Annotated in this window: 12 protein-coding genes and 1 tRNA gene; 5 read left to right on the top strand and 8 right to left on the bottom strand. The window is 48.5% G+C overall.

Annotated features, from left to right (window positions below; translation table 11 throughout):
• Positions 1-1,260 (bottom strand): glycosyltransferase family 4 protein, encoded by a 1,260-nt coding sequence (locus WMO65_RS07745; protein ID WP_033143454.1) that lies wholly within the window; start codon positions 1,258-1,260, stop codon positions 1-3.
• Positions 1,261-1,424: 164 nt separating this feature from the next.
• On the opposite strand from WMO65_RS07745, the gene WMO65_RS07740 reads away from it, so the two are divergent.
• The 3 genes from WMO65_RS07740 to WMO65_RS07730 all read left to right on the top strand — a co-directional run bounded on the left by WMO65_RS07740 (position 1,425) and on the right by WMO65_RS07730 (position 3,093).
• Positions 1,425-1,497 (top strand) — tRNA-Ala (locus WMO65_RS07740).
• A gap of 115 nt (positions 1,498-1,612) precedes the next feature.
• Positions 1,613-2,371, top strand: coding sequence for a TraX family protein (locus WMO65_RS07735; RefSeq protein WP_033143455.1), 759 nt, complete (start codon positions 1,613-1,615; stop codon positions 2,369-2,371).
• 110 nt (positions 2,372-2,481) lie between these two features.
• Positions 2,482-3,093: a metal-dependent hydrolase gene (locus WMO65_RS07730; RefSeq protein ID WP_148392918.1), complete on the top strand. Its 612-nt coding sequence runs from the start codon at positions 2,482-2,484 to the stop codon at positions 3,091-3,093.
• A 113-nt stretch (positions 3,094-3,206) separates the two neighbouring features.
• On the opposite strand, the gene WMO65_RS07725 is transcribed toward WMO65_RS07730, so the two are convergent.
• From WMO65_RS07725 to WMO65_RS07700, 6 genes are all read right to left on the bottom strand, one after another.
• A complete protein-coding gene (locus tag WMO65_RS07725; RefSeq protein WP_148392919.1) occupies positions 3,207-3,881 on the bottom strand; it encodes an acyltransferase in 675 nt (224 codons plus the stop codon).
• Positions 3,882-3,886: 5 nt separating this feature from the next.
• Positions 3,887-5,908, bottom strand: a complete 2,022-nt coding sequence (locus WMO65_RS07720; RefSeq protein ID WP_148392920.1) for a DNA topoisomerase — start codon at positions 5,906-5,908, stop codon at positions 3,887-3,889.
• Positions 5,909-5,966: 58 nt separating this feature from the next.
• The gene (gene asd, locus WMO65_RS07715; RefSeq protein ID WP_033143459.1) at positions 5,967-7,052 is read right to left on the bottom strand and encodes an aspartate-semialdehyde dehydrogenase; all 1,086 of its coding nucleotides are present in this window, start codon (positions 7,050-7,052) and stop codon (positions 5,967-5,969) included.
• A 111-nt stretch (positions 7,053-7,163) separates the two neighbouring features.
• Positions 7,164-8,543, bottom strand: a complete 1,380-nt coding sequence (argH, locus tag WMO65_RS07710) for an argininosuccinate lyase (RefSeq protein WP_148392921.1) — start codon at positions 8,541-8,543, stop codon at positions 7,164-7,166.
• Positions 8,544-8,627: 84 nt separating this feature from the next.
• Positions 8,628-9,266 (bottom strand): epoxyqueuosine reductase QueH, encoded by a 639-nt coding sequence (locus WMO65_RS07705; RefSeq protein WP_033143461.1) that lies wholly within the window; start codon positions 9,264-9,266, stop codon positions 8,628-8,630.
• A gap of 1 nt (position 9,267) precedes the next feature.
• Positions 9,268-10,266 (bottom strand): 2-hydroxyacid dehydrogenase, encoded by a 999-nt coding sequence (locus WMO65_RS07700; RefSeq protein ID WP_148392922.1) that lies wholly within the window; start codon positions 10,264-10,266, stop codon positions 9,268-9,270.
• 214 nt (positions 10,267-10,480) lie between these two features.
• Here WMO65_RS07700 and WMO65_RS07695 point away from each other — a divergent pair, with 214 nt between their 5' ends.
• Together WMO65_RS07695 and WMO65_RS07690 are read left to right on the top strand one after the other, a co-directional pair.
• A complete protein-coding gene (locus tag WMO65_RS07695) occupies positions 10,481-11,251 on the top strand; it encodes an ABC transporter ATP-binding protein (protein WP_148392923.1) in 771 nt (256 codons plus the stop codon).
• Positions 11,244-12,050: an ABC transporter permease gene (locus tag WMO65_RS07690; protein ID WP_187370619.1), complete on the top strand. Its 807-nt coding sequence runs from the start codon at positions 11,244-11,246 to the stop codon at positions 12,048-12,050. The genes WMO65_RS07695 and WMO65_RS07690 overlap by 8 nt, the downstream gene beginning before the upstream one ends.
• A 59-nt stretch (positions 12,051-12,109) precedes the next feature.
• Here WMO65_RS07690 and WMO65_RS07685 read toward each other — a convergent pair whose 3' ends face one another.
• The gene (locus tag WMO65_RS07685; RefSeq protein ID WP_148392924.1) at positions 12,110-12,307 is read right to left on the bottom strand and encodes a type II toxin-antitoxin system antitoxin; all 198 of its coding nucleotides are present in this window, start codon (positions 12,305-12,307) and stop codon (positions 12,110-12,112) included.
• Positions 12,308-12,325 lie beyond the last annotated feature (18 nt).

Genomic DNA, 12,325 nt, shown 5'->3' with positions numbered 1-12,325 from the left:
TTAAGAAGCCCTCCTCATCATACGTTTCATCATCGCCCGTCCCCAGGCAGTACGCTCTGTATCTGTGTATACGGAAACCTGCTCTTTCTCCCGGCAGGCGGTGCGGTAAGCACGTTCCACCATGGTACAGAAGTTCCAGGTTGAAAATTCTTCCGCCATCTCTCTTGCCATTGCCCCCATTGCCTGTCTTCTCTCCTCATTTTCCAGAAGATAGGTAAGGTGCATGCGGAAATACTCATACGTCTCATACTGGAAGCCGTTGCAACCGTCTGCTATGACACCCTCCAGACATGCATCCTTTCTGCACAGGGCAGGGACACCGCTTGCCAGTGCCTCAATGTAAGTGATTCCCTGTGTCTCACTGTTGGATGCACACACAAAAATATCTCCCATCTGATAGCAGGCCCACACTTCATCCGGAGCCACCATTCCGGTAAAACAGACATTTTTGTCGATTCCCAGACTTTTCGAAAGGTTTTCCAGGTTCTCCCTGTCCGGCCCGTCACCTGCGATCAGAAGTGTCAGGTGCTCGGTACCCTCCTCCGAAAGTCTGGCGAAATACTCCATGATCTCTTCCAGATTTTTCTCTTTTGCCAGCCTGCCCACACTGACCAGAACTTTATTCTCTTTCGGAATCCCAAGAGCTTCTTTTCTCTGCTCTTTTTCCTCCTGTGTCAGTATTCTCCTGAACTTTCCAAGGTCAATGCCGCTTGGGATCACGTCCACTTCGGGTTTAACCTGATAGGTGGAAAGAATGTCTCTTACTTTCCCTGTCGGTGCGATGACCCGGTCTGTTTTGTTCAGAATGGTTCTGGAAAATTCGGCCACTGCCTTTTTGCCTGCCTTGCGGCCCGCTGTATATCTGCCCAGCATGCCCGGAAGATAATGCATATAATCTTCATAAATGGTGTGGTAGGTGTGAAGAAGCGGGCATCCGCATTTCTTACTGATTTTAACTGCGTATTGAAAAGTCATAAATTCACATTGTGAATGCACCACGTCCGGCTCCCAGTCGATCAGTTCCCCTATAAAGGGATTGCCATAGGGAAGAACAGCTCTCGCATTGGGATAAATACTTCCCAGATCCATGGATTTCACATAATAAACTTCGTTATCTCTATAGGAAGCTCCGGTCTCGGAAAGTGTCAGCACTCTCACCTCATGGCCGCGCTCTTCTAATTCTCTCTTCAGATTGAGAACAGAGGTGACTACTCCGTTGACAATGGGTTTGTACCAGTCTGTAGTAATTAATATCTTCATCAAAAGTCCCCCTTTGTTTTCTCCTTGTCTTAGGTTGACTTTATCTTAACCGGAAGACTTAAAGAAATGGTCGGCGGATTTTTAAAAAATTTCTAAAGAAAGTTGTAAGAATTACTTCCATTTCTAAAAACTATATGCTATAATAACATCGTTGTAAATCCTGAGGGGCATTAGCGCAGCTGGGAGCGCGCCACAATGGCATTGTGGAGGTCACGGGTTCGAATCCCGTATGCTCCATTTAAAACAGTAAGGGCTGTGAAAAAATGGAATGAATCTAAACTCCATTTTTCCAGCCCCTTTTATTTTTCAAAATAGGAAGGCAAAGAGCCGAAAAAAATAAAGGAGTTATTACATGCAGGAAAAAACATTTCGTCCGTCCCGCTGGCAGCTTCTGCCTCCCGTACTTTCGGGGTCTGCCCTGAAGATCCTTGCCATAGTCACCATGCTGATTGACCACATCGGTGCCGTCATTCTGGAAAACGGATTTATCCACGCTTATCAGATGAACCTGCCCCAGGCTCTGTCCTACGAAAATACGCTTCTCATATGGAAGATTGACTGGGTTCTCAGAAAAATAGGGCGTATTGCTTTTCCCATATTCTGTTTCCTGCTTGTAGAGGGTTTTATCCACACTTCAAACAGAAAAAAATATGCGCTGCGGCTCGCTCTGTTTGCCCTTCTCTCGGAAATACCTTTCGATTTGTGCTTTAGAGGCAAATTCCTGGAATTTTCTTACCAGAATGTCATGATCACACTCCTCGTCGGTTTTCTTGCAATCACGGCAATGGACGAAGCCCGAAAAAGAGTGCCTGCACTGGCCCTTGTGGCTGCCGCTGCCGGCCTGCTCCTCGGATATCTCTTAAAAACGGATTACAGTTACAGAGGCGTCATACTGATCATCCTTCTATATCTGTTTCAGAGTTATCCCCTGGAAAAGACCATTGCGGGCTGTCTCTCTCTTCTGTGGGAGCCGCCTGCCTGCTTCGCCTTTATTCCCATCAACATGTATAACGGACAGAGAGGCCGGAAGATCAAATACTTTTTCTATTTCTTTTATCCGGTGCATCTTTTCCTGCTGTTTCTCATCCGCTATGCCCTTCTAAAATGCTGATTTCAGCCTATGCAGCATAAAAAACACTTACACTACATGAAACAGGGAGACTGCATCCAGGCAGGAAAAAAGAAACGCCTTTCTGCAGTCTCCCGGAACTGGAGATACATATGACCGGAAAAACACATCTGTCCGTAGGTACAGCCGCCGCTGTCTGCGTGACGCAGCCGCAAAACTTAAGCAGCTTATTATTATGTCTTGGCACAGCCGCCATCGGCTCCGTGATCAGCGATATTGATGTCACCACCTCGGAATCCCGGGATGAACTGAATAAAATCACTGTCATCACTGTACTTGTCATAGCCGCCCTGGCCTTTGCAGAATGGAAATGGAATGTGGGAATCCGATACCGTTTCCAAAAAGAGAGCAGCATTTACAGACTTACCGTAAGTTTTCTTATCTTCCTGGGTGTATGCACCTTTGGAAAAAACCAGCCCCACAGGTCCTTCATGCATTCTCTGCCCGCACTTGTCCTCTTAAGCGGCATAGTATACGGAATCTTTCCGGATATCACACCGTATTTTTCTGCTGCCATGCTCTCACACATGCTTATCGACATGCTCAATTACAAAAATGTCCGGATTTTATATCCTCTTAAATTCGGTATCAGCCTGGATCTGTGCCATGCGGACGGCCTGGTGAGCAAAGCCTTGTTTCATGCAGGTATGGCAGTTTTAACCATTATGGTACTGTTTCTCTTATACCGGATGTATTTTCATTAAAATATATCCGCAGACGCAAAAAGAGCTGACCCACTCCGAACCGGTCAGCTCTTTTCTATTAATCATAACCATTCAGCGCGCTAAAACGCACAGCCCCGGCTGAATTGTTACACTCAATCTTCTGTTTTCTCTACCACTTCATTCTTATTCTTATAAATACTTTTCGCCGGAACCACTCCGCGCACGGAGGACAGCGGGTAAATGTTGCTGTGGCTTCCGATCACGGTTCCCGGATTCAGCACGGAACCGCATCCTACTTCCACTTCATCGCCCAGCATAGCGCCGAATTTTTTCAGTCCTGTCTCTATATTTCCGGAAGCACCTTTTACAACCACCAGTTTTTTATCAGATTTTACATTGGAGGTAATGGAGCCGGCTCCCATATGGGACTTGTATCCCAGAATGGAATCGCCTACATAATTATAGTGGGGAACCTGTACTTTGTTAAACAGGATCACGTTTTTCAGTTCTGTGGAATTTCCTACCACAGCACCTTCCCCAACCAGTGCATTGCCGCGGATAAACGCGCAGTGGCGCACCTCGGCGTCCTTACCGATAATGGCCGGGCCGTTGATGTATGCAGTGGGGGCTACCTTTGCGGATTTGGCGATCCACACATTCTCTCCCCTCTTCTCGTACTCCTCCTCAGACAGTGTGCTGCCAAGTTTTACAATAAATTCGCTGATAAGAGGGAGCACTTCCCAGGGATATGTCCTGCTTTCCAGAAGCTCTTTTGCCATTGTCTGATCTAAATCGCTGTATAATTCACTGATTTTAAGCTGTTCCATTTGCTTTACCTCTTTCCGCCGGCTCTTCCGGCTTTTTTATAGTATACGGCCGCTGCGTCAAAAAACTGCTTCAGGGCCAGTTGATTTCTAAGTCCCAGTACGCCCTGGGTTCTGCTTCTCACAAAATTCTCCAGCTTTGCCATGTATTCATCCGGAGTGATCTCCCCCTCCGCCACATAGGTAAGGCCCTTCTCCCAGCTTGCGGTCAGCTCAGGATTTAAAAGAGAGCGGATGGATGCGTTGACCACATCAAAGATCATCTCGCCCAGCAAAGTGGGGGTGATGACCTGGGTCTTCTTATTTAATGCCAGGTACTTGATGGTCATGAGTTTTTTCAGGATCTCCGCCCTGGTGGCACTGGTGCCGATGCCGCTTCCCTTTATCTGCGCCCGCAGCTCCTCGTCCTCTATGAGCTGTCCCGCATTTTCCATAGCCAGGATCATAGAACCGGAAGTATAGCGTTTCGGCGGGGAGGTCTCCCCCTCTTTGATCTGGAAACCTGTGATATCCAGTTCACTGCCTTTTTTGATGGTCTGCAGGATTTCCAGAAAGCCGGTATCCTCTGTCTGTTCCCCATCCTCCTGGGGACTCTCATCCTTCTTTTTTGCGAAAGAGTTCTGCACCACTTTCAGATATCCCTCTGAAACCAGTATTTTAAAGGAGGAAAACAGTCTCTCCTTCTCAATGACAGACACGATACTCACCTTCTGATACACAGCAGGCGGATAAAAAATGCTTAAAAACCTGCGCACCACTGTCTCATAGACCTTTGCCGCCTGGGGGTGGAGGCTGCCCAGAGCACCCATTCCCTGTCCTGTGGGGACAATGGCGTAATGGTCTGTGATCTGTTTGTCATTGACATATCTTGTCTTCTCCAGATTTTTGTAGCTGCCCTTTTCCAGTATCTCTTCCGCAAAGGGTTTTCCGTGCACATAGCCCCGAAGGCCGCTGATGTTCTTATGTATTTCTTTTGCCACCGCAGTGGAGAGCACACGGGCATCGGTCCTTGGATAGGTGACCATTTTTTTCTCATACAGTTCCTGGACAATCTTCAGGGTCTCATCCGGGCTGATCTTAAACATGCGGGAGCAGTCATTCTGAAGCTCTGCCAGATTATAGAGAAGAGGAGGATTTTTATTCTCCTTTTTCTTCTCAATCCTTTCCACCACAGCCTTGTACGGCGGATTGGCGGACAGAATGGCTTTTAACTCCTCTGCGTGTTTTTTCTCCTTGAATCCGTTCTCCTTATAGAGATAAGGAGACTGGAAATACCGGCTGCCCTCCACGGCGCGCCACTCCCCGTCAAAGGGGTGTCCGCCTGCCGAGAAGCTGCCCAGTACACGGTAAAACGGGGTTTTTACAAATTCCCGGATCTCCCGCTCCCTGCGCACCACCATGCCCAGCACGCAGGTCATGACACGGCCCACGGATATGGCCTGGTATTTGCTGCCCAGGTAATTGGACACTGCATTTCCATATTTTAAAGAAAGAAGCCGGGAGAAATTAATACCCATGAGATAATCTTCCTTGGCCCGCAGATACGCGGACGCGGATAAATTGTCATAGGCAGTGATATCCTTTGCCTCCCGGATTCCCCTCAATATCTCTTCCTCTGTCTGGGAATCGATCCACACTCTCTTCTGTTCCTTGTCTTTCACCCCTGCCATCATGGCGACTAGGCGGTAGATATACTCTCCCTCCCGTCCGGAGTCGGTACAGACATAGATGGTGGAAACATCTTCCCGGTTTAAAAGTCCGCTCACGATCTGAAACTGTTTGGATACGGACGGTATGACCTCGTATTTGAATTCTTCAGGCAGAAAAGGCAGGGTCTCCAGACTCCATTTCTTAAATTTTATGTCGTATTTTTCCGGGTAGCTCATGGTGACCAGATGGCCTACACACCAGGTGACAATGGTATTCTCAGATTCCAGATACCCGTCATGCCGGGATGTCTGGACCTTGAGAGCCTTGGCAAATTCCTGTGCCACGCTGGGCTTTTCTGCGATAAATAAAGATTTACTCATAAAAGCTCCTCTTCCATGCAATCAGACCGGAGGGAGCTCCCCGGTCTGACTTTAAGTTTTATTTTTTTGTGATAAATCCTTTGGCTTTCAGTGTCTCTGCGCAAAGGACAGCACCGCCGGCAGCGCCGCGCACGGTGTTATGGGAAAGGCCGATGAACTTGTAATCATATACACTGTCCTCTCTCAGACGTCCCACTGTCACGCCCATTCCCTTTTCATAATCAACATCCAGGGTAACCTGCGGACGATTGTCTTCTTCCATATAACGGATGAACTGCTTCGGAGCGCTTGGCAGGTCTAATTCCTGGGGAATGCCCTTGAAGTTCACCATTTTTTCGATGAGCTGTTCTTTGGTCGGATTCTTTCTGAACTTTACAAATACGGCTGCTGTATGTCCGTTCAGTACCGGAACACGCACGCACTGTGTGGTGATGACAGGTTCTGCTGCCTTTTCGATCACGCCGTCTTTGATCTCACCCCAGAGACGAAGGGGTTCCTGCTCGCTTTTTTCTTCCTCTCCGCCGATGAAGGGGATTACATTGCCTACCATTTCCGGCCAGTCTTTGAAGGTCTTGCCTGCTCCGGAGATTGCCTGATAAGTGGTTGCCACTACCTCGTATGGCTCAAACTCTCTCCATGCTGTGAGCACCGGTGCGTAGCTCTGAATGGAACAGTTGGGTTTTACGGCGATGAAGCCTCTTGTGGTTCCCAGACGTTTTTTCTGGAATTCGATCACATCAAAGTGCTCCGGATTGATTTCCGGCACTACCATAGGTACATCCGGAGTCCAGCGGTGTGCGCTGTTGTTGGACACAACCGGTGTCTCTGTCTTAGCGTAATCTTCTTCAATGGCTTTGATCTCCTCTTTGCTCATATCCACGGCAGAGAATACAAAGTCAACAGTGGATGCCACTTTCTCTACCTCAGATACATTCATGACTTCCAGCTTTTTCACAGCCTCCGGCATGGGAGTGTCCATTTTCCAGCGTCCGCCCACGGCTTCCTCATATGTCTTGCCTGCGCTTCTTGCGCTGGCTGCCACAGTAACCACCTCAAACCAGGGATGGTTCTCAAGCAGAGATATGAATCTCTGGCCTACCATTCCTGTTGCACCTAATATACCAACTCTTAATTTCTCACTCATACGGCAATTCTCCTCGTCTATGTATTCTGTGCCCACTTTTGTTTTCCCTGTGCGCACATTTGTTTTTCCTAAACAATACTATAACAAATCCGGGAAAAAAGCAAGTATTTTTTAGTTTTCTTCCAGATATTTTTTGTGCAGTACCAAAACCTGCTTCATGGCTGCCTCGCCGGGAGCACCGATGGTATTTCTCTTCTCCACGCAGTTTTTCATGCTGATGGCCTCATAGATATCCTCCTTGAATACAGGGCTGATCTCCTGATATTCTTCCAGGCTCATCTCGTCCAGAGAGATGTTTTTCTCTATGCAGGCAAGCACCAGACGTCCCACAATGCCGTGTGCGTCCCGAAAGGGCACACCGTTGTTCACCAGATAGTCTGCCGCGTCTGTGGCGTTGGTAAAGCCGTTCTTGGCGCTCTTTTCCATATTTTCTCTATTGAAGGACATGGTGGCGATCATACCGTTAAACAGAGCGATACAGCCCTTTACCGTGTCAATGGCATCAAAGGTAAACTCCTTATCCTCCTGCATATCTTTATTATACGCCAGAGGAATGCCTTTCATGGTCGTCAGAATGGACATGAGGGCGCCGTAGACACGTCCTGTCTTTCCGCGCACCAGCTCCGCAATATCCGGATTTTTCTTCTGGGGCATAATGCTGCTGCCTGTGCTGTAGCCGTCATCGATCTCCACAAAACGGTACTCATTGGAATTCCAGAGAATGATCTCCTCACAGAAACGGCTCAGATGCATCATTATGGTGGAAAGGCCTGACAGAAGCTCGATCAGATAATCCCTGTCCGCCACAGAATCCATACTGTTCAAGGTAGGCCCGTCAAATCCCAGTGCCTCTGCCGTAAATTCCCGGTCAAGAGGATATGTGGTTCCCGCCAGTGCTCCGCTGCCTAAAGGACAGAGGTTCAGACGCTTACTCGTGTCTGCCATACGGCTTCTGTCACGTTTGAACATCTCAAAATACGCGCCGAAGTGATGTGCCAGTGTCACCGGCTGCGCCTTCTGCAGGTGCGTGAATCCGGGCATGTAAGTATGTACATTTTCATCCATGATCCTGTAAATGGATTCCAGCAGTTCTTTTAAAAGGATATCGATCTCCCCGATCTCATCCCTTACGTACATTTTCATATCAAGAGCTACCTGGTCATTGCGGCTTCTGCCTGTGTGCAGTTTCTTGCCCACATCCCCGCAGCGGTCAATCAAGTTAGCCTCCACAAAGCTATGGATGTCCTCATATTCAGGGGAAAAGGCAAGCGCTCCGCTCTCTATATCTGTCAGAATGCCCTTCAATCCTGCCAGGATCGTCTCCTTCTCCTCCTCTGTGATTATGCCCTGCTTTGCAAGCATAGAAGCATGTGCCATGCTTCCTGTGATATCCTGTTTGTAGAGCTTGTTGTCAAAGCTCAATGACGCGTTGAAATTATATACCAGCTGGTCCGTTTCCTTTGTGAAACGTCCGCCCCATAACTGAGCCATCTTTTCGTACCTCACTTTTTCATTGAATTTTTCCTATGCCATAAGCCGCATATCCCTATCCGGCTTATGGGTAACAGTTTATCATTATCTGTCTGGCCGTGCAAGATTTTTCTCCCTTTTGGAAAATACACAGCCGCAGAAATCCTGCCGGTACAGGCCATACTCCCGTGAAAGCTCTGTGGAGCGCTTATACCCGTTTTTCTTCTTGAAATCCGAGGGCAGATGGCGGACATGATATTTTTCTTCCAGCTTTTCGCCGATCTCATTGATCTTTGCCGCATTTTTCAGAGGACTTATTGACAGGGTCGTGGTAAAATAATCATAACCGCCCTCTGCCGCCAGCCTTGCCGCCTCCTCCATACGCATCTCATAGCAGGCAAAGCAGCGCTCCCCGCCCTCCGGGATGTCCTCCATCCCTCTTGCCATCTCAAAAAACTTCTCAGGGCAGTACACCCCTTTTAAAAATTTCGGCTTATGTACAAAAGGCATGGACGCTATGAGCCGCTCAAGCTCCTCCTCCCGCTTCTCATACTCCTCCCTGGGAGAAATATTGGGATTGTAGAAAAAATCTGTGATCTCAAAATACTGGGACAGGTATTCCAGCACATAGCTGCTGCAGGGTGCGCAGCAGCTGTGCAGGAACAGGGTGGGGACTTTTTCTTCCCCTTGTATCTGCTCCAGTATCTTTTCCAGTTCTCTTTGGTAATTTCTGTTCCGGTTCATTTTAAGATTCCCTTTTTAATACTTCATTGCTGTTTGTCTCGCCCTTTTCAAAGGCCACCGCATTGTCCAGCGTAGTCCGGGAGATAGCAGCCAGAGCCTCCTGGGTAAAAAATCCCTGATGGGAAGTGATCATTACATTTGGGAAGGACAGAAGCCTTGCCGTCGTGGAATGCTCCAGGATTTCATCGGATCGGTCCTCAAACACATTCTTGGTCTCCTCCTCATATACATCAAGGCCCACCCCAAAGAACTTGCGGGCGCGGATTCCCTCGATCAGATCCTCTGTCTTTACCAGGCCGCCTCTTGATGTGTTGACCAGGACCACGCCGTCCTTCATCTTTGCTATGGTATCCCTGTTGATCAGATGGTAGGTGCTGTCCATTAAAGGGCAGTGCAGGGAGATCAGGTCACTTCTCTCAAGCAGTTCATCGAAAGAGACATACTCCGCAAAATCCAGGTCAGGATTCTGGTACACATCATAGGCAATGACCTTCATGCCAAAGCCGCGGCAGATTCTTGCCATGGCTGCGCCGATCTTACCGGTTCCCACAATCCCCGCTGTCTTCTGGTAGAAATTAAATCCCATAAGTCCGCTGAGGCTGAAATCATTTTCCCGCACTTTTACATAAGCCTTATGGATCCTGCGGTTTGCGGTGAGGGCCAAAGCCATGGCATGCTCCGCCACCGCCTCAGGTGAATAGCCCGGCACGCGCATAACACGGATGCCGTACATGGCTGCCTTATCCAGATCCACATTGTTGAAGCCTGCGCAGCGCATAAGCACCAGCCTGACGCCTGCTTCATGAAGGGCTGTCATGGTCTCTGCCCCCACGTCGGAGCTTACAAAGGCGCACACAGCGTCAAAGCCTTTTGCAAGCGGCGCCGTCTTGGGTGCCAGGTCTGTTTTCAGATAGTCGATCTCTATTCCCGGATAATGTTCCAGTTGTTTATCAAAGGATGCCCTGTCGTAGTTCTTGGTGTCAAAAAATAAAATTCTCATAGTTCTGCCTCCTGTTCTTGTCAAACAAAGTTTCCGTTACCGGATAGGTTTCCCAATCCGTACTTATTTTATCAATAATCAAAGAAAAACACAAGTGCCTCCCTTTCCCATATGTCAACCCCCGGCTTTTCATCATATGATACTGTATACCAACCCAAAAAACAGACAGTCTCACACCTGCCTGACGATGGAAAAAAGAAAGGAATGACAACTTATGGATACACCTCTTTTAGAAGTAAAAGATGTCAGTTATGCCTATCATACAAAATCCGGTGAAACACCCGCTCTGTCCCATATATCTTTTTCCGTGGAAAAAGGAGAATTCCTGGCAATCGTCGGCCCTTCGGGCTGCGGAAAATCCACTCTGCTGGATATGCTCTGCGGTCTGCTCACCCCGGAAGAAGGAGAAATTCTTTTAAACGGGAAACCACTCAGCGAATCGGTGACAAACATCGGATATATGCTGCAGAAGGACCACCTCTTTGAATGGCGCACCATCTACAGCAATGTACTGCTGGGCCTGGAGATCCAGAAGAAAAATTCACCCAATGCCAGAGATAAGGTCAATCATCTTCTGGCCGATTACGGCCTGGATAAATTCAGGGAATCACGTCCCTCCCAGCTTTCCGGCGGTATGCGGCAGCGCGCCGCCCTCATCCGCACCCTGGCTCTGGAGCCGGATCTGCTGCTTTTAGACGAACCTTTTTCAGCTTTAGATTATCAGACACGCCTCTCCGTGGGGGATGACATTGGCAAGATCATCAAACGGGAGGAAAAGACCGCCATACTGGTAACCCATGATATCTCGGAGGCCATCAGTATGGCAGACCGGGTCATCATCCTCGGAAAACGCCCGGCAGCGATCAAAAAGATCATCCCCATTGTGCTCACCATTGACAACCGCACGCCTTTTACCTCCAGAAGCGCTCCTGAGTTCAAGAATTATTTTAATGAAATATGGAAGGAGCTAAACCATAATGGCTGAAATAACTTCTATGTCCAGAGGACAAAAGAACTATCTGCAGAAGTTAAGGCGTGATTCCCAGATAGTGAGGCTGATCCGCATCCTTATATTTCTGGTCTTTCTGGCGCTCTGGGAGGGCAGCGCAAGGCTGGGGCTCATCGACTCCTTTATCTTTTCCAGCCCTTCCCAGGTGGTTATGGCCATGTATCACATGATACTGGACGGAACCCTTGCCGTACACACAGGCGTAACGCTCTGGGAAACCATTGCCAGCTTCGCCCTGGTGACCGTGTTCGGTGTTGCCATCGCGGTGCTTCTGTGGTGCTTCCCTAAGCTCTCCTCTATTTTAGAGCCGTACCTGGTAGTCTTAAACAGTCTGCCGAAATCAGCCCTGGCACCGCTTTTGATCGTGTGGCTGGGCAGCAATATCAAGACCATCATCGTTGCCGGTCTTTCTGTGGCTATTTTCGGGGCTATCCTGAATCTTTACACAGGTTTCTGCGGCACGGACCCGGATAAACTGAAACTGATTTCCACTCTGAGGGGCACGAAAAAGGATGCCCTTTTTAAAGTGGTTCTGCCCTCCTCCGTTCCGCTTATTTTAAGCATTATGAAGGTCAACATCGGCCTGTGTCTGATCGGTGTCGTCATCGGAGAGATGATCGGCAGCAAACGCGGCCTTGGATACCTGATCATCTATTCCAGTCAGGTCTTCAAGCTGGATACCATGATCATGAGCATTGTTATTCTATGCATCATCGCTGCTGTTTTATACAGTCTGATCAATGTGGCTGAGAAAAAATACAGAAAACACTTCTGAAAAATGTAAAAAATCCAGGCGTGTACGGTCCAACTGCCGGCCGCTGCCTGGATTTTCTTTCATTCTGATTCAGATTCCTCCGTGGAATTCTTCCTTGTCTTCTTCCGATGCTTCACACATTCCGTCAGCAGATACTCGATCTGCCCATTGACAGAGCGGAAATCATCTTCCGCCCACTGTGCCAGATCGTTGTACAGAGACGCGGAGAGCCGCAGGGGGACCTGCTTTTTTTGTTTTTCCTTCGGTTTGTTTTCCATGAAGGCCTTCACTCCTGA

It is taken from the genome of Blautia caccae (assembly GCF_040095955.1).
GTDB lineage: Bacteria > Bacillota > Clostridia > Lachnospirales > Lachnospiraceae > Blautia > Blautia celeris.
This window is presented reverse-complemented; position numbering and strand designations above follow the sequence as displayed.